Origin of the sequence: Aminobacter sp. MSH1 (assembly GCF_003071665.1) — a bacterium.
GTDB classification, from domain to species: domain Bacteria; phylum Pseudomonadota; class Alphaproteobacteria; order Rhizobiales; family Rhizobiaceae; genus Aminobacter; species Aminobacter niigataensis.
In genome coordinates, this window is sequence record NZ_CP026265.1 from 1,843,116 (window position 1) to 1,861,014 (window position 17,899).

The window sequence follows — 17,899 nt, forward strand, 5'->3', positions numbered from 1 at the left end:
CGGGTATGGGGCCGCCACCAAAGATGGAAGTGCATATGCCGATCATGACGGGGCCGGCGTCAGAACTTGTAGGCGACCCCTAAGCGGAAGTCGTGCGACGACAGCGTGATGTTTGCATCATCGATACTGAAGAAGTCCGGCTGCGCGAAGCTTTTGGAGCCATAATCAGAATAGCGATACTCGGCGCGCAGAACCAAATTGTCGGTGGCCGCATATTCGGCGCCCAGGCCGACATTCCAGCCGACCATGGACTTGCTTTCTTCATAGTATACGAAGCCGGTACTATCCCTGACGAAATCGAAGTCGTATTTTGCCGCGGAAAGCCCGCCGGCGACATATGGCAGGAACCGACCCACTGCATAGCCGAGACGCGCACGAAGCGCGGCTGTGTACTTGATCTCAGCGCTTGCTGTCGGAACCGGGATTCCGCCTACCCACCAGTAGTCATTGGTTCCCTTGATGCCCGTGAAGTTCAGGTCACCGTCAACGCCCAGAACGACATTGTTGGACATCTGAAAATTGTAGCCCGCGTAGACGCCACCAAAGAAACCGTCAGGATCGTAGTTGACGTATTCGGTGGGGAAGTCCGTGTTTGTGTAGAGGGATTGACCCACGGCATACCCGGCCTGCACACCGACATACGCTCCCGACCAGTCGTAAGCCTGATCCTGCGCGGCAGCAGTTCCGGCACCAAGCGCCAGCGCGCTCGTGGCAAGCAATAGATGTCTCATAGGTTCCCTCAAGTACAATTGTCCATGGTGGTCGATAACACGCTTCCTGCAATCTGAAAAGTAACCGCCCTTGCCACAACAGCGCCGGCTATGGGTATCAACCTTTATTAGAGATGCCGGATACAAATGCTTTTCATTGCACCGCATATTGATCCATCCAGGCTCGATATTCTGAGAGTGCTCTTCCACCAGATTCTCTGTCAGGCGCCGCCGATCTGTCGCCTTTCCTTGGCGTAGCGCACCAGGGCCAGGAAGCGGTAGATGCCGTGGACGAACTTGCCATAGGGCATGGTGACGAAGAGGCTGAAGACGACGCCGAGGTGGAGGGCGAGCAGCAGGCCCATGGCGGGCGTGGCCCTCAGGACGAGCAGGAGCAGTCCCGTCAGGCTGGTCAGGAACAGCATGGCGAGGAAGGCAACGTCCATGCCGGTGCGCGAGCCGTCCTTGAGGACGGGGTCGCGCCGCCATTTCGCGTGAAGAAGGCCGGCAGGCCCGACGAGGAGACCGATGCCGCCGATCGTGCCGAGCACGACAGGGAGATCGTAGACCGGGTAGGGCGCTTCCATGCCGAGCACGTAGTGGTAGAGCGTCGCCGTGGACGTGGCGGCGAAGCAGAGCATGAAACCGTAGAAGGTCATGTGATGATAGAGGCGCCGGCGGTCGGTCGGGGTGTCGTCCTCGTTCATACAGCCGACACCGCCGCCGTCGAGATGGCGTAGGCTGCACGCATCCTTGATCGCCTGCCACAGCGAGGCAGGTTCACCGAGGGTTGCCAAGGGTTCGCCGATGTCCTTCCAGAAATTGCGGACGCCCATGGCGAGGGCGACGATGGCGTAGGCAAAGGCCGCGCCGAACAGCAGGGCCATGACATCGTGCGGCATCAGCTTGTAGAAAGCGCCGGGGCCGGTATGCACGCCGAAGACCACGACCGGGTCGTGCCAGGCGGCAAAGCCGGCGACGAAAACAGCGACGCTCGCTGCGGCGATAAGGCTGATCGTCAGCCCGTTGCGATGGAAAAGGCCCGAAAAGGCGCGCGGCCAGGCATAGGCGCGGTAGGAATCGTTGCGCACCATCGCCAGCGCCTTCGGCACGTTCACGTCGAACTCATGCGGTGGCGAGAACTGGCAGTCGTGGAAACAGGCGCCGCAACTGTGACAGAGATTGGCAAGGTAGTTGAGATCGCCGTCCGAGAAGGCGCGCCGCATCTCCATTGCCGGAAAGACGGCGCAGAGCCCTTCGCAATAGCGGCAGGAGTTGCAGACCGTCATCAGGCGATCCGCCTCGGCGAGGCTTGCCGTCGCATGCGCCGGCTCAAACGGAGCGTGGATGTTCATGCGGCCTCCGACGACGGGCAGGTGGACGAAACGAGTGCAGCGGCTTCGCGGCCGGCGATGCGTCCGAAGACGCTGCCGATGGTCATGCCGATCCCTGCGGCATAGCCCTGGCCGAGCACGTTGCCGGCCATGATCTCGCCGGCGGCGAACATGTTGTCGGCAGGCCGTCCGTCTTCCATCACCATGCGCGCCCGGCGGTCCACCTTGACGCCGAGATAGGTGAAGGTGATGCCCGGCCGGACCGGATAGGCATAAAAGGGCGCCTGCTCGATGCGCCGCGCCCAATGGCTCTTTTGGGGCTCGATGCCTTCGGTGCGGCAGTCGTCGAGGCTCGTGTGGTCGAAGTGGCCGGGCCGAACCGCGTCGTTGAAGGCGGCGACCGTGCGTTCGAGCGCTGTGGCCTCGATCCCGAGCTTGCCGGCAAGCTCGCCCAGCGTCGACGCCTGCACCGGCGGAAAGAGGGACGGCATGAAGAGCTCGAGCGACGAGGCGTCGAAGACGATATAGGCGATCTGGTCGGGCTGGGCGGCGACAAGACGGCCCCAGATGGCATAGCGCTTCGGCCAGACGTCCTCGCCCTCGTCGTAGAACCGCTCGGCATGCTTGTTGACGACGATGCCGAAGGCCACGCAGTCGAGACGCGTGATGATGCCGCCGTCGAACTTCGGCGCGCGCGCGTCGATCGCAACGGCATGGCATTGAGTCGGGTCGCCGATCTGCCTGACGCCGCTGTCGATCAGCATCTTCAGCACCGTGCCGCGATTGTAGGGCGTGCCGCGGATCAGGAAGTTATCGGCGATCTCGCCCCAGCCTTGCTTCAGCCATTCGATGTTCGCCTCGAAGCCGCCGCTGGCCGCGACGAAAGATTTTGCGCGGACGGTGGTTTCCCTGCCGGCGTGCCGGACCCGGGCCAAGCGGAATTGCGATCCCTCGATGTCGAGGCCCACGACCTCCGCGTCATAGACGACCTCGACGCCGAGGCTTTCGGCGGTCCGGTAGAGGGCGTTGAGCATGGCCCGCCCGCCGCCGAGGAAGAAGGAGTTGGTGCGACCCAGGCTGAGCGTGCCGCCGAGAGAGGGTTGGAAACGCACGCCTTGTTCGGCGATCCAGGTCAGCATCCGCTTGGATTCGGCGATCATCATGCGCGCCAGATCCTCGTCCGTGTTGCCGCCGGTCACCCGCAGCAGGTCGTCGAAGAACTCGTCCTCGAAATACGGGCCGGAGAGCGTTTCCGTCGCCGCGTCGTGTGCGCAGCGCATGTTGCGGGTGTGGCGGGTATTGCCGCCCCGATAGAAGCGCGGGGCCGCTTCCACGACCAGAACGCTCGCGCCTGCGCGGCGGGCGCTGATTGCCGCGCACAGCGCGGCATTGCCGCCGCCGGCGACGAGCACGTCGTATTCTGTCGATGCGCCAATCATTGCTGTAATCGATCCGCCTCTGTCGTTGATTTGACCTCCAGCGTCTTATTGCACACATTTGTATACAGTCAAGTTGGCCACGGCTGGGTGACTGCCTTTCGATCGGTGAAAATGAAATGAAAACAAGGCTTCGCCATTGGAGATGCCCCCAATCGCCTAATGGCAGTATGCAAATGGATACATTCTTATGGTGGGATTTCGAGAATCCGCTATATGCCAGTTCGACCATGCCAGCGGTCGGCATGGAAAGCGAATATGCGCCGAACCAGCGCACGCGCCGCCTTGAACGGCTCGGGTTGCTTGGGGTCGGACAGCGGAAATGGCCGTACCCGCACCTTTGCGCGTGATTGCATGCCATCGGAGTCCGTTCCCGTGTAGGCTGAACAGACAAGGATGGATCGCACGTGTCCAAATCACTCGACAGTTTCAATTGCCGCCGCACGCTGACTGCTGCTGGCACCGACTATGTCTATTACAGCCTGATCGAGGCCGAAAAGAACGGCCTGACCGGCATCTCGCAGCTGCCCTATTCGATGAAGGTGCTGCTGGAAAACCTGTTGCGCAACGAAGACGGCCGCACCGTCACCAAGGAGGCGATCCAGGCGGTCGCCGGCTGGCTGACCGACAAGGGCACCGCCGGTGTCGAGATCGCCTACCGCCCGGCGCGTGTGCTGATGCAGGACTTCACCGGCGTCCCCGCCGTCGTCGACCTCGCCGCCATGCGTGACGGCCTCGCCTCGCTCAGCGGCGATCCGCAGAAGATCAACCCGCTGGTGCCGGTCGATCTGGTCATCGACCACTCGGTGATCGTCGACGAATTCGGCACGCCGCTGGCGTTCGCCCGCAACGTTGAGCTCGAATACGAGCGCAACGAAGAGCGCTACAAGTTCCTGAAGTGGGGCCAGCAGGCGTTCCGCAACTTCCGCGTCGTGCCGCCCGGCACCGGCATCTGCCACCAGGTCAACCTCGAATACCTCGCCCAGACGGTGTGGACCAACACCGAGGACGGCGAAACCACCGCTTATCCCGACACCTGCGTCGGCACCGATTCGCACACCACCATGGTCAACGGCCTTGGCGTGCTCGGCTGGGGGGTCGGCGGCATCGAGGCGGAAGCGGCGATGCTCGGCCAGCCGGTGTCGATGCTGCTGCCCGAGGTCATCGGCTTCCGCCTGACCGGCAAGCTGAAGGAGGGCGTCACCGCCACCGACCTGGTGCTGACCGTCACCCAGATGCTGCGCAAGAAGGGCGTCGTCGGCAAGTTCGTCGAGTTCTTCGGCCCGGGCCTGTCCAACATGACGCTGGCCGACCGTGCCACCATCGGCAACATGGCGCCCGAATATGGCGCGACCTGCGGCTTCTTCCCGGTCGATGCCGAGACCATCCGCTACCTCAACATGTCGGGCCGCGCCGAAAACCGCATCGCACTGGTCGAGGAATATTCCAAGGCGCAAGGCATGTGGCGCGACGCCTCGTCGGCCGATCCCGTCTTCACCGACCTGCTCGAGCTCGATCTCGAAACCGTCGTGCCGTCGATGGCCGGCCCGAAGCGCCCCGAGGGCCGCATCCCGCTCGAAGGCATCGCCGCGGGCTTTGCGACCGCGCTCGAAGCCGAATACAAGAAGACCGTCGACCAGTCGAAGCGTTACGCCGTCGAGGGCGAAAGCTTCGACCTCGGCCATGGCGACGTGGTGATCGCGGCGATCACGTCGTGCACCAACACCTCGAACCCGAGCGTGCTGATCGGTGCCGGGCTGCTCGCCCGCAACGCCAACCGCCTCGGCCTCAAGCAGAAGCCGTGGGTCAAGACCTCGCTGGCGCCGGGTTCGCAGGTGGTGGCCGAATATCTCGAGAAGGCCGGCCTGCAGAAGGAGCTCGACCAGATCGGCTTCAACCTCGTCGGCTTCGGCTGCACCACCTGCATCGGCAACTCCGGACCGCTGCCGGCCCCGATCTCCAAGACCATCAACGACAAGGGCCTGATCGGTGCGGCGGTGCTTTCGGGCAACCGCAACTTCGAAGGCCGCGTCTCGCCCGACGTGCAGGCCAACTACCTGGCCTCGCCGCCGCTGGTGGTCGCCTATGCGCTTGCCGGTTCGGTGACCAAGGACCTGACCACAGAGCCGCTCGGCGAGGACCGCGACGGCAAGCCGGTGTTCCTGAGGGATATCTGGCCGACCAATGTCGAGATCGACCGGTTCATCGCCGAAAACGTCACCCGCGAGCTGTTTGCGCGCAAATATGCCGACGTCTTCAAGGGCGACGAGAACTGGCAGAACGTCCAGGCGCCGGAAGGCCAGACCTATGCCTGGGACGACCAGTCGACCTATGTGCAGAACCCGCCCTACTTCGTCGGCATGGGCGCGCGCCCGGGTGCGATCGGCAAGATCGAGGGCGCACGCGTGCTCGGCCTGTTCGGCGACAAGATCACCACCGACCACATCTCGCCGGCCGGTTCGATCAAGGCGGCCTCGCCCGCCGGCAAGTACCTGACCGACAATGGCGTCGGCGTCGCCGACTTCAACCAGTACGGCACGCGCCGCGGCAACCATGAGGTGATGATGCGCGGCACCTTCGCCAACATCCGCATCCGCAACCACATGCTGGGCGAGAACGGCCGCGAGGGCGGCTACACCTTCCACTACCCGTCGAAGGAAGAGATGCCGATCTACGATGCGGCGATGCAGTACCGCAGCGAAGGCACACCGCTGGTGATCTTCGCCGGCGTCGAATACGGCAACGGCTCGTCGCGCGACTGGGCGGCCAAGGGCACCAACCTGCTCGGCGTGCGCGCGGTCATCGCCCAGAGCTTCGAGCGCATCCACCGCTCCAACCTGGTCGGCATGGGCGTCATCCCGTTCACCTTCGAGGACGGCACGAGCTGGAAGACGCTCGGCCTCAAGGGCGACGAACAGGTGACGATCGAGGGCCTGGAGACGATCAAGCCGCGCCAGAAGATGGTCGCCAAGGTCACCTTCGCCGACGGCTCGACCAAGGACGTGCCGATCCTGTGCCGCATCGATACGCTCGACGAACTCGACTACTTCAAAAACGGCGGCATCCTGCAATACGTCCTGCGTGACCTCGCGTAGGCGCGGACAACTCGAAGTGGGCGCCGGCGATCAATCCGGCGCCCATGCCAAAAGACGGCGGCAGATCCTGCCGCCGAACGACTCCGCGCCGGCGCCTCCGCCCGGACAATCCCGGACCGATCCGTGACCGCTGTTCTCTTCGCCTGCATGACGATCACCGTGTTCCTGACATCGCTGCTGTCGGGCATCTTCGGAATGGCCGGCGGGATGATCCTGCTCTGGGTCCTGTTCTTCCTCGTGCCGGTGGCGACCGCGATCGCGGTCCACGGCATGGTGCAGATGGTCTCGAACGGATCGCGGGCCTGGTTCTCGCGCGACTACCTGGACCTGCGCATCCTGGCCATCCTGAGCGCCGGGCTGCTCAGCGCCGCTCTCCTGCTGTACGTCGTCGCCTACCGCCCGAGCCTCGTCGTCGTCTCCATCGTCATCGGCCTGATGCCGGTTCTCGTATGGGTGCCGGTCAAGAAGCTGGAACTCGATGCGTCGAAGCCGCTGCATGCCTACGCCTGCGGCTTCATATCCGGCGGCCTGGCGATCAGCGTCGGGGTTTCGGGACCGAGCATCGACATCTTCTTCATCCGTACCGCAATGGACAGGCGGACGATCATCGCCACCAAGGCTGCCATCCAGTTCCTGACCCATGCGACGAAGGTGGCATTCTATTGGGACGCCGCGCTGACGCTCTCGTCGGAGGGCTGGCTCGCGGTCGTCGCGGCGGTGCCCATCGCGGTCCTCGGCACACGGTCCGGAAACATCATCCTGCAGCGCATGACGGATGCGAATTTCCGCGCCTGGACACGCTGGATCGTGACCGGGATCGGTGCCGTCTATTTCGTCTCGGGACTGATGCAACTCGCCTGAGCGTTCTCGGCCGGGGGCCCTGTCTGGCGCGAGGCAGGCGGCCGAGCGGCTTCAGCTATCGGTCTTGGTGATGATCAGGCGGACTTCGAGCGCGGCCTTGATGTGGTCGACGGCGGCCTTCTCCGCGCCTTCCGCGTCGCGTCGGCGAATTGCTTCCATGATGGAGACATGTTCCTCGGTCGCCGTGGCTGTGCGGCCCTTCTGGATGAAGGTCGTGTCGGGCAGCAGAGCGATCGTTTCCTGCAGGTCTTCGACGGCCTGGCGAAGGTAGCGGTTGCGGGCAGCATCGTAGAGCCGGGCGTGGAACTGTCGGTTCCATTGCGCGGCAAGCTTCGGATCGTCGGCCGCAGCGGCGAATTCGGCGTTGAGGCGTTCGAGATTGGCGATCTCGGCTTCGGTTGCGTGTCGTGCGGCGTAGCGGGCGACGATGCCCTCGAGCTCCTCGCGCATGGCGTAGAGTTCAAAGATCTGTCGCATGGACAGGATCGAGACGGCGACGCCGCGACCGGGTGCGGCCTCGAGAAGGCCTTTCTCCTGCAGCCGGCCGAGAGCCTCGCGGACGGGCGTCCGGCTCACGCTCAGGCGTGCCGCCACCTCTTCCTCGCGCAGCGGGTCGCCCGGCCGGTATATGCCGTCCCGAATGGCCGCCAGAATAGCCTGATAGGTGCTCTGGCCGCGGGTCTTGGAAAGCAGATCCTTCGATGCGGTCATCGCTTGCCCTCTCCTCTGTGGACATCCCGGCTATAGAAGGAACTGGCCATTGTCCACGGTCTTGCTGTATTGCATACAATTGGATGCAGAATGGAGCGACGTGATTTTGGCGCCTGCCGATGTATGACAGCCGGACAATGCGCGGGGGAGGCCAGGCCATCCCTCTGTTCCATACGCTGCGCACGCTTGCCTTCGGCACGGCCGGCGGAGCGTTGGGCTATTTGCTCGGCCTGCCACTCGGCTGGATGCTCGGCGCCATGGCGGCGACGACGGTGCTTGCCATTGCCGGCGTGCGCGTGAACGCCTCGCCGAAGCCCCGGGCGGCCATGATCGCCGTCATCGGGCTCATGGTCGGAAGCGCCTTCAAGCCCGAGGTCCTGCGCCAGGCAGGCGAGTGGTCGGCAAGTCTCGCCGCCGTCGCCGTCTACACCATCATCACCGCCGCTTTCGGCATTTTCGTCTGCCGCCGCCTGGGCAGGCTCGATCCGACGACGGCGGCCCTGAGTGGCATGCCGGGCGGCCTGAGCGAACTGATCGTGATGGCCTCGTCCTTCAATGCCGACGTGCGCAGCGTGAGCATGGTTCACGCGACGCGCCTGGTGCTGCTGATCACCACGGTGCCGCTGTCGCTCAGCCTGTCGGGGGCGCTTGCGGCGATCGGCGGGGGCACTGTCGACCGCACGGTCGACTGGACCATGGCATTGCCGCTCGCAGACGCGGCCGTGCTGGTCTTCTGCGCCGTCGTCGGTGTCCTGCTCGGCCGCCGCCTCCGCCTGCCGGCCGCAAACCTGACGGGTCCGCTGGTGCTCAGCGCCCTGGCTCACGTCACGGGCCTGACGGGTGCAGGCGTACCCGGTGTGGTGATCGCGGTCGCGCAAGTGGTGATCGGGGCAACGATCGGGCAGCATTTTATCGGCGTCGAGCGAAGGGTGCTGCTCACCGGCGTCATCCTCGGGACGGTGCTCACCTGCTTCAGCCTGGCCATGGCGGTGATCTTCGCCATCGGTTTCGACCGGTTTCTCGATATCCCCTTCGCCATCGGCCTGCTCGCGCTGGTACCCGGAGGCCTGCCGGAGATGAGCCTGATTGCCATCTCGTTCAATGCGGACCCCGCCTTCGTGAGCCTGCACCATCTCAGCCGCGTGGTGATCATCGTTGTCGCCACGCCCTTGATCCTGCCGGCCTGGTTGCGGCTGGCAGGAGCGACGGGTAAGGGCTGAAGAAGATGGCGGGTGTTGCCCAACCGAGATGCCGCCCTCGCCAACCGTCGCTACACGGCAGCAACAGGAGCCGATAGACCATGGACACAGAACAATCTCCAGTCGGTGGAGCGTGCCGTGGCACTGGTCATCCTCACCAATTCTATAGTGGCTATCGAGCGGTATCTGGCATTCGTCCGGCGCTGCGCCGACTATCGGCTGCACCGTTTCGACGACCGGCTGCTCGGGCGGATCAGGCGCGACTTTGCTCTGTCCGACCACACGGCCGTGCCGGCACTGACGGAGGGGCGACATGCCACCGTTCGATCCAGTGACCGCGCGCCTCGTCGTCGCGGTTTCCCGGTACGGGTCCATCGGGCGGGCGGCAGAGCATGAAAACATCGCCGCTTCGGCTGTCAGCCGGCGGATCAGCGAAGTCGAGGCCCGGCTCGGGGTCGCGCTCTTCGACCGCTCCCTGCAGGGGGTGCGCCTGACCCCGGCGGGAGAGCTCTACGTTTCCGGTTGCCGGGAGATCCTGAGGGAGATCGCCGATCTCCATACGCAGATGGTCGATTTTGCCACCGGCACCCGCGGATCGCTGCGGCTTGCCTGTACCAGTTCCGCCTTGTCGGGCAGGCTTCCAGAACTGCTGGCGACCTTTGCGGAAAGCCATCCGGGCATCAGCCTCGATATCCAGGAGATGTCGGCCGGTCTTGCGCTTGCGGCGATGGACGACGGACAGGCCGATATCGCTTTCGTGGCCGACAACAACGATGTCGCCCGCTTCGAGACCGAGATATTCGAGGACGACAATGTGATCGTGCTTTGCGCGCCGGACCATCTTTTGGCGGAGCGCTTGCGATCGGGAAAGCCGATTGCCTTCGACGATGTCGCGCAACACGAGGTGGTGGGTATCCACCACAGCGGTGCGCTGGATCGGCTGCTGAGCGCTGCTGCCGCCCGCAGCGGCCGGGCGCTCGGCGAGCGGGTGCGGGTCGAAACCTTCCCGTCGCTGGTGCGGATGGTGGAAGCCGGTTTCGGCATCGGCTTCCTTCGCTCGACGAGCCTGCATCTGCTTGCCGGAACCGATGTCATCAGCGTTCGCCTTTCGGACGACTGGGCGATCCGCAAGCTGCTCGCCGTGCGCCGCAAGTCGAGCCCGCTTTCGAGGCCAATCCGCGAATTCCTGACGCTCGCGCGCAAGAGCTACATCCCGTTGGGGTAGGCGGGCTCGCGATGCCGGGCGGGCAGGCATTTCCCTTGATCCAGACGCGCTTGGAAAGGTCTGAACGCATGCTCCGTATCGCGATCCTCGACGATTATCAGGATGTGGCGCTCTCGCTTGCCGACTGGGCCTCGCTCGGCGACGATTGCGAGATCGTCCGTTTTGGCCGGAACCTCGCAACGGAGGACGAAGCCGCCCGCGCGCTCGCCGGTTTCGACGCGCTCTGCCTCATGCGGGAGCGCATGCCGCTGCCGGCCTCGCTGCTCGGCAGGCTGACGGCCCTGAAGCTGGTGGTTGTCACCGGCGCTCGCGTGCGCACCATCGACATGGAGGCGGCGGTCGCTCGCGGCATCACCGTCTGTCACACCCATGGGGGCGAATCCGCCCATGCAACGCCGGAGATCGCCTGGGGGCTGATCCTGTCGCTCGCCCGTTCGATCCCCGAGGAGGATGCGCGCATCCGGGCGGGGGGATGGCAGCAAACGGTCGGCACGATCATCGGCGGCAGGACGCTGGGGCTCGTCGGGCTCGGCAAGCTGGGCGGCCGCATGGTGCCGATCGCCAAGGCATTCGGAATGGAGGTGATCGCCTGGAGCCCGAACCTGACGGACGAACGCGCCGCCGAGACCGGCGCACGCCGCGTCGACAAGGAGACGCTGTTTCGCGAGGCCGATGTGGTGTCGCTGCACCTCGTCCTCAGCGAGCGAAGCCGGCGTGTCGTCGGGGCCGGCGAACTCGGACAGATGAAACAGGGCGCGTGGTTGATCAACACCGCACGCGGGCCGCTGGTGGACGAGGCGGCCCTGGTAGAGGCGCTTCGGCAGGGGCGGATCAAGGCCGGACTCGACGTCTTCGACATCGAGCCCCTTCCGGCCGGCCATCCGTTGCGCACGGCGCCCAATACCGTGCTGACGCCGCATCTCGGCTATGTGACCGAGGGTGCCTATGGGGCCTTCTATCGTGATGCGGTAGAGAATATTAAGGCCTGGCGCGGCGGCGCGCCCATACGGCTGCTGGCCGAGCCGAAGAGGGAGGAAGATCGTGACGGACATCGTTAAGACGGCGGACCTGGTCGATAGCAACGACGCTGAGGTGCGCTTCTGCGAAATTCAATGGAAAACATACGGCAGGCGCAAGGGATTTCATGGCGAAGTCGTCACGCTGAAGACCTTCGAGGACAATCGGCTGCTGCGGGCAACGCTCGAAAGCGACGGCGCGGGCAGGGTTCTCGTCGTCGACGGAGGCGGATCGCTGCGCTGTGCCCTGGTCGGCGACCAGATCGCGGCCCTCGGCCTGGCGAATGGCTGGCGCGGGCTGCTGATCCACGGCGCGATCCGCGACAGCGCCGATATCGATGCCATGGACTTCTGCGTGATGGCGCTCGGCCAGGCGCCGAAGAAGAGCGGCAAGACGGGCCACGGTGCACGCGACGTGCCGCTTGCTTTCGGCAACGTCGAGTTCCGCACGGGGCAATATCTTTATGCCGACGCGGACGGCGTTCTGGTGGCCGACAAGGCCGTGCATCAGGCGGGCTGACTGGGGGCTAGGGCCATGGTGTCCGATCGATCGCGACGGCGCGAGGGCAAGGCCCACGCGCCGTCTTCGTCTCCAGCTCAGCCCAAAGCGGCGATGAGCGTGTCGGTGAATGCCTTCGTGCCGAGTGGTCCGCCGAGGTCGCCGGTACGGGTCGCGGCGTTGGAGATGACCCGGTCGACGGTGCGCTCGATCAAGGTCGCGGCCTCGACGTGGCGCCGGTCGCCCGAACGCTCGCCGTGCCAGCGCAAAAGCATCACCGCCGACAGGATCATGGAGGTCGGATTGGCCTTGTCCTGGCCGGCGATGTCGGGCGCTGAGCCGTGCTGGGCCTGGGCGGCGGCATTGTCCGTTCCGGCATTCAGGGAGCCTGCCAGGCCCAGGCTGCCGGAGAGTTCGGAAGCCAGGTCGGACAGGGTGTCGCCGTAGAAGTTGGTCGTGCAGATCACGTCGTAGCGGCTTGCGTCGCGAACCAGCAGTGCGGCCATCGCGTCGATCAGGACCTCCTCCAACTGCACGTCGGGATAGTCGGCTGCGACCTTGCGCACCTCCTTCAGGAACAGTCCGTCGGTCAGGACGAAGGCATTCGCCTTGTGCACCGCCGTCACCTTCTTGCGCCGCCTCCGCGCCAGCTCGAAAGATGCCCTTGCGATGCGCTCGCTTGCCTTTGCCGTCACCTTGCGCATCGAGATCGCCACGTCTTCCGTCGGCATGTATTCGCCGCTGCCGGCATGCATGTTGCGGTCGGGATACATGCCCTCCGTCGCCTCGCGCATGATGACCAGGTCCATCGCCGTGCCGCGATGGAAGACACCCTCGCGGGTGCGTGCGGGACGTATGTTGGCAAAGAGGTCGAGCTGGGTGCGGAAGGCCGCCGAGACGTTGATGCCGCCCTTGTCGCGGGGCGGATAGTCCAGAGTGGAAATCGGGCCGAGCAGGGTTCCGTCCATTCGGCGCGCCTGCTCGAGCAGGTCTGGCGGCAGCGTTGTGCCGATCTTTTGCAGTGATGCGAGGCCGATGTCTCGTGTCGTGTAGCTGAAGCCGAGCGAAAAGCGGCGGTCGACCGCATTCAGCACCGCCACGGTCGCGCCGACGATTTCAGGGCCGATGCCGTCGCCGGGAAGGACAAGCAGTTTCATGATGTTACGGACTCCAGAAGCGGGTATGCGGTTGTTTGGGCGGCCAGCGGCTCAGGCCGCCGGCGTCGATGCCAGCGTGGCGGCGGGCACGAAGACGGTGCCTTCCATCAGCTTGCGCGCAGTGCGCACGACGCCGCCGCTGATGATCTCGACGGAGTTGCCGTCGGGCCTCGTCGTCATGGCGACGTCGATGAGGCCGGTCGGATGCTCGATGATCACCGTGCAGTCGTCGCCTTCGGGCCGGTTGGCGATGCCCGCTGCCACCGTGCCGGGAACCAGCACGCAGGAGGAGACGCACAGCCCGCCGGTGACTGCGAAGGCCGCGTGGGTCTTGTGCGGAACGAAGTAGCGGGCGGCGACGCTTCCGCCCTCGCGCGGCGCTGCCAGCATGGCCATCTTCGGCACCACCTTGCCGGTCACGTCGCCGAGGCCCATGCGCCGGCCCGCTTCCATGCGCATCGCTTCCATGCGTGCGAAGAAATCCTTGTCGGCATCGAGTTCCGCGGCTGACTCATAGCCCGTCTTGCCGAGGTCGGCGGCGCGGACGATCATCATCGGCACCGCGACGTCGATGAGCGTGGCCTTGACCCCGTCGATCACCTCCACCGGCTTGCCCGTCGGCAACAGGGTGGCCGTCTTCGAGCCGACGATGTCCATGAAATTGAGCCGGATCTCGGCCGCCGTGCCCGGGACCCCGTCGATCCGCCCTTTGCCCTCGTAGTTGACGACACCGTCCGGCGTCTCGACGATCGCCTCGATGCGGCTCTGGGTGTTGATGTCGTAGATGACGACGCTGGTCTTTTCGCCGTTGACCGGCACCATGCCCATCTCGATGGCGAAGGGGCCGACGCCGGACAGCATGTTGCCGCAGGAAGGCGAGGTGTCGACGATCGCCTTGTCTACCGAAACCTGTGCGAAGAGATAGTCGACATCGACGCCTTCCCGGTCGGACGGGCCGACCATCGCGACCTTGCTGGTCAGCGTATCGGCGCCGCCGATGCCGTCGATCTGGCGGATGTCGGGCGAGCCCATGGCGGCCAGCAGCACCCGCGCGCGGACATCTGGGTCCTGCGGGATATCCTGCATCTTGAAATAGGGTCCCTTCGATGTTCCTCCGCGCATGAGGATACAGGGAATGGCGTGTTGTGCGGGCAAGGTGACCTCGTTCGGTAATGTCGACAATTGGATGCAATTGCACACTTTGAAAATTGGCATGCAAAAGCCCCGGCGTTGCCGCCGGGGCGGAAGTTCAGCGCAGGGGCCAGGCCAGCTGGCTGTAGAAGTAGTGCTGCAGCAGGCCGCCCGGCAGGTTCATGTTGAGGATCGACGTCAGCACCAGCACCAGGCCGACGGCTGCAGCGGTCAGGATGATGGCTTGCAGCCAGCTTGACCTCGCGACGACCTTCAGGAACGCCAGGAAGAAGCCGACGAGGGCGAGCGTGAAGCCGAGAAGGCCGATCGCGATAACGAAGCCGACCAGCCAGCCGACGAACCGCCACAGGCTGCCGCTGCTCGCACCGTCATCGAGGTCGAAATTGACGGTGCCTGCCGGCCCACGTCCCGTCGCGCCCCTGACCTGCCAGAACAGCACGAAGGCGGCAGTGAGAAGGCCGACGATGCCCACCGAGACCGGGAACACCGCGTCGAGGAACGAGTTCTGCGCACCTTCGGCGATCGTGAAGATGAAGAAGCCGACGGCGATCGCGGTGAAGATCACCTGCGGCCACAGGTTCTTGGCGGCGGCCGTTTCGTCTTCCTCGCGCTCGAAGTCGATGTCGGTGGTGATGCCGCCGGGGACGGTTTCCTCCTTTGGTGCCTGGCGCGACCGGCTGGTGAACCAGAGCGAGGCGATCGTTATCAGTGCGATCGCGACGGCGATGGGCCGAAGCGGAAAGCCATAGCCGTAGAACTGGACCGCCTGGTAGAAATAGGTCTCGACCTGGCCGGCAAGCACGAAGCCGATGAGGAAGGCCGGTCGGGGCCAGCCGAAGCGCTTCAGGAAGATGCCCGTCAGCGCGATGACCAGCAGGGCCAGGATGTCCTCGAAGGAGCGGGTCGACTGGAATGCGCCGAAGACGATGATGAGGATCATGAACGGCGCGAACAGCACGAAGCGGATCGTCGTGAGGCGCGCGATGCTCGGCGATAGGGCGATGCAGGCTGCGGTGCCGACGACGTTGGCGAGCGCTAGCGTCCAGACCACGGTATAGGTGAGGTCGAGGTCGCGCTTCGGATCGGCCATGCCGGGACCTGGCTGCAGCCCGATCAGGATCATCGCGGCGAGAAAGATCGCCATCGAGCCGGAACCGGGGATGCCGAAGAGCAGGGTCGGGATCAGGTTGCCGCCGGCACAGGAATTGTTGGCCGCTTCCGGGCCGATGACGCCACGGATGTCACCCTTGCCGAATTGCGACTTGTCCTTGGCGCTTTGGACTGTGTGGCCGTAGGAGATCCAGTCCGAAACGCTGCCGCCAAGGCCCGGCATCAGGCCGACACAGGCCCCGATCGTCGCGCAGCGCAGCGTCAGCCACTTTTCCCGCCAGGTATCGCGCACGCCGGTCAGCCAGCCTTGGCCGAGCTTGCCCGTGCTCGAGATGCTTGCCTGGCCGCGCAGCAGGTCGAGCACTTCCGGCAGCGCGAAGATGCCGAGGCCGATGATGGTGATCTCGAGGCCGCTCATCAGGTACAGCGAATCGAAGGTCATGCGTTCGCCGCCATTTGCCGGAGCGGTGCCGATCGCCCCGAAGGCGAGGCCCAGCGCACAGGCGGCCACGCCCTTGGCGAGGCTGCTGCCCGACAGCACGCCCACCATGGACAGGCCGAAAATGGCCAGCATGAACAGTTCGGCCGAGGTGAAGCTCAGGATGAGCGGACGCGCCACGATGACGATGGCGGTCAGGCACAGCGCGCCGAAAAGGCCGCCGATCATGGACGCCGAGAAAGACGCACTCAGCGCGCGTGCTGCTTCGCCTTTGCGGGCGAGGGGGAAGCCGTCGAGCACCGTCGCCTGCGAGGCGGACGACCCCGGAATGCCCATGAGGATGCAGGAGAAGGTGTCGGAGGTGGGGATGACCGCCAGCAGGCCGACCATCATCGCAATCGCGGCGGTCGGCTCCATGCCGTAGACGAATGGCAACAGCAGCGACATGCCGGCAATGCCACCAAGCGCCGGCAGGATGCCGACGACGAGGCCGATCGCAACGCCGATCATCATGTAGCTGAGGTGGTGGAGGGTCAGCAGGTTCTGGAGCGAAGTGACGAACACATCGATCACTGTGGCTGTCCTTTCGATGGGCAACAGTTGCTGGGCGGCGCCCTCGCGCCAGCCTTGTCAACGTCGGCAGGTGAATGTTCGAGCGCCGCAGGCGTCGCGCAGGCTTGCCCGCCGCCTGTCGGCGGCGGGCACTCTGTCGATCAGAGCTTGACCTGGTATTCCGTGTTCAGGAAGTTGCGCACCCAGTCCCGCGCTTCGGGCTTGATCGTCGTGGCGACCTTGTAGAGCTGCTCGATGTCGCTGCCGACAGCCTGCGTGTAGTCGCCGAGAACGTCGCCCTTGGCCTTCTGCAGCTCTGGATCGGCCACGGCGTCGGCAAAGGCCTTGCGATAGGTCGCAACGATGTCGTCCGACGTGCCTTCCGGCAGCATGCAGGGCTTCTGGGCCGCGAAGCCGGAGCCGAAGAAGGCGAGGTAGGCGTCATATTCGATGCCGGACGGTTTCTTGCCATGCATCATCTCGTAGGCTTCGACGAAGTGCGGCAGGTCGGGGAACGTCGGATCGCGGGCGACGTTGCCCTGGGCGTCGAGGACGCCCCAGGAGAACATCGGAGCGGCCGTGCCGGCCTCGACGAGCGGAGTGACGTTGGTCAGGTAGGCGGAGGAGGTCTGGTAGTCGATCGTCGCTTCGCCGCGTTCGAAGGCAAGGCGGCCGTCGCCGCGCCCCTGCATGCCGAACACATGGCGGACCTTGAGGCCGAGCAGGCGGAAGGCAAGCATCGGCACGAGGTCGAGCGAGGTCGCGCCCTGGCTGCCGTAAACCAGGTCCTGGTCCTTGATCTTGTTCAGTTCGGCCGGCGTCTTGACGCCGAACTTGGCGGGCAGGTAGCAGACGCCGCCCGTCGGCGAGACGAGTACGGGAATGAGCTTGGCGTAATCGTAGCGCACGCGTGGATCGCCGAGCAGGAACGGAAACTGCGTCGATCCCGAAGTGCCAAGGATTGCAAGCCCATCGGGCCGCGCGCGGGCGACGAATTCGTTCGACCCGGTGATCGACCCGCCGCCGGGCACGTTCCGGACCACGACGTTGGGGTTGCCGGGCAGATATTTCGAGAGATAGGGGGCGAAGAATCGCGCCCAGACGTCCGAACCGCCGCCCTCGGAGAAGGGCATCCACCATTCGACGGTCTTGCCGGCGAAATCGACCGAGGCCTGCGAAAATGCCGGGCGCACTCCGCTTAGTCCAAGTACCGCTGCGGCGGAGCCGGCGGCAAGCAGTTGACGACGCGTAAAATCAGCCATGTTTTTCCTCCCCAAAATAGCTATGCGTTCAAATGTATACAAACGTACACATAACGATTGGAAACGCCAAGTCCCATGATCGCCATCGGCGGGCATGATCTTCGTCGTTTCACCCTTGAGGCATATGCGCCAACTGGATTA

The 17,899-nt window shown here is 64.8% G+C and carries 14 protein-coding genes; 6 read left to right on the forward strand and 8 right to left on the reverse strand.

The window, feature by feature from the left end; translation table 11 throughout:
- Positions 1–59: 59 nt before the first annotated feature.
- The 3 genes from CO731_RS09270 to tcuA all read right to left on the reverse strand — a co-directional run bounded on the left by CO731_RS09270 (position 60) and on the right by tcuA (position 3,483).
- On the reverse strand, positions 60–719 hold the full coding sequence (locus tag CO731_RS09270) for an outer membrane protein (RefSeq protein WP_159091607.1): 660 nt from the start codon (positions 717–719) through the stop codon (positions 60–62).
- A 212-nt stretch (positions 720–931) separates the two neighbouring features.
- Entirely contained in the window at positions 932–2,065 is a 1,134-nt protein-coding gene (tcuB, locus tag CO731_RS09275; RefSeq protein ID WP_108606882.1) for a tricarballylate utilization 4Fe-4S protein TcuB, read from the reverse strand.
- Entirely contained in the window at positions 2,062–3,483 is a 1,422-nt protein-coding gene (gene tcuA / locus CO731_RS09280; protein ID WP_108606883.1) for an FAD-dependent tricarballylate dehydrogenase TcuA, read from the reverse strand. Before tcuA ends, tcuB begins: the two co-directional genes overlap by 4 nt.
- 404 nt (positions 3,484–3,887) lie before the next feature.
- On the opposite strand from tcuA, the gene acnA reads away from it, so the two are divergent.
- Together acnA and CO731_RS09290 are read left to right on the forward strand one after the other, a co-directional pair.
- The gene (acnA, locus tag CO731_RS09285) at positions 3,888–6,575 is read left to right on the forward strand and encodes an aconitate hydratase AcnA (protein WP_108679431.1); all 2,688 of its coding nucleotides are present in this window, start codon (positions 3,888–3,890) and stop codon (positions 6,573–6,575) included.
- A gap of 123 nt (positions 6,576–6,698) precedes the next feature.
- Entirely contained in the window at positions 6,699–7,436 is a 738-nt protein-coding gene (locus CO731_RS09290; RefSeq protein WP_199914579.1) for a TSUP family transporter, read from the forward strand.
- Positions 7,437–7,487: 51 nt separating this feature from the next.
- Here the strand turns inward: CO731_RS09290 and CO731_RS09295 are convergent, their stop codons facing one another.
- Positions 7,488–8,147 (reverse strand): GntR family transcriptional regulator, encoded by a 660-nt coding sequence (locus CO731_RS09295; RefSeq protein WP_108606885.1) that lies wholly within the window; start codon positions 8,145–8,147, stop codon positions 7,488–7,490.
- Positions 8,148–8,266: 119 nt separating this feature from the next.
- Here CO731_RS09295 and CO731_RS09300 point away from each other — a divergent pair, with 119 nt between their 5' ends.
- From CO731_RS09300 to rraA, 4 genes are all read left to right on the forward strand, one after another.
- Positions 8,267–9,367, forward strand: coding sequence for an AbrB family transcriptional regulator (locus tag CO731_RS09300; RefSeq protein WP_108606886.1), 1,101 nt, complete (start codon positions 8,267–8,269; stop codon positions 9,365–9,367).
- Positions 9,368–9,659: 292 nt separating this feature from the next.
- Positions 9,660–10,571, forward strand: a complete 912-nt coding sequence (locus CO731_RS09305; RefSeq protein WP_108606887.1) for a LysR family transcriptional regulator — start codon at positions 9,660–9,662, stop codon at positions 10,569–10,571.
- Positions 10,572–10,639: 68 nt separating this feature from the next.
- Positions 10,640–11,629: a D-2-hydroxyacid dehydrogenase family protein gene (locus CO731_RS09310; RefSeq protein WP_108609716.1), complete on the forward strand. Its 990-nt coding sequence runs from the start codon at positions 10,640–10,642 to the stop codon at positions 11,627–11,629.
- Positions 11,613–12,107, forward strand: coding sequence for a ribonuclease E activity regulator RraA (gene rraA, locus CO731_RS09315; RefSeq protein ID WP_108606888.1), 495 nt, complete (start codon positions 11,613–11,615; stop codon positions 12,105–12,107). Before CO731_RS09310 ends, rraA begins: the two co-directional genes overlap by 17 nt.
- A gap of 77 nt (positions 12,108–12,184) precedes the next feature.
- On the opposite strand, the gene CO731_RS09320 is transcribed toward rraA, so the two are convergent.
- The 4 genes from CO731_RS09320 to CO731_RS09335 all read right to left on the reverse strand — a co-directional run bounded on the left by CO731_RS09320 (position 12,185) and on the right by CO731_RS09335 (position 17,758).
- Entirely contained in the window at positions 12,185–13,243 is a 1,059-nt protein-coding gene (locus CO731_RS09320; RefSeq protein WP_108606889.1) for an isocitrate/isopropylmalate dehydrogenase family protein, read from the reverse strand.
- 51 nt (positions 13,244–13,294) lie between these two features.
- Positions 13,295–14,398 carry a 4-oxalomesaconate tautomerase gene (locus tag CO731_RS09325; RefSeq protein ID WP_245439692.1) on the reverse strand — a complete coding sequence of 368 codons (1,104 nt, stop codon included), beginning with the start codon at positions 14,396–14,398 and terminating at the stop codon, positions 13,295–13,297.
- A gap of 94 nt (positions 14,399–14,492) precedes the next feature.
- Positions 14,493–16,517: a tripartite tricarboxylate transporter permease gene (locus CO731_RS09330; protein WP_108606891.1), complete on the reverse strand. Its 2,025-nt coding sequence runs from the start codon at positions 16,515–16,517 to the stop codon at positions 14,493–14,495.
- Between the two features lie 140 nt (positions 16,518–16,657).
- A complete protein-coding gene (locus CO731_RS09335) occupies positions 16,658–17,758 on the reverse strand; it encodes a tripartite tricarboxylate transporter substrate-binding protein (RefSeq protein WP_108606892.1) in 1,101 nt (366 codons plus the stop codon).
- Positions 17,759–17,899 lie beyond the last annotated feature (141 nt).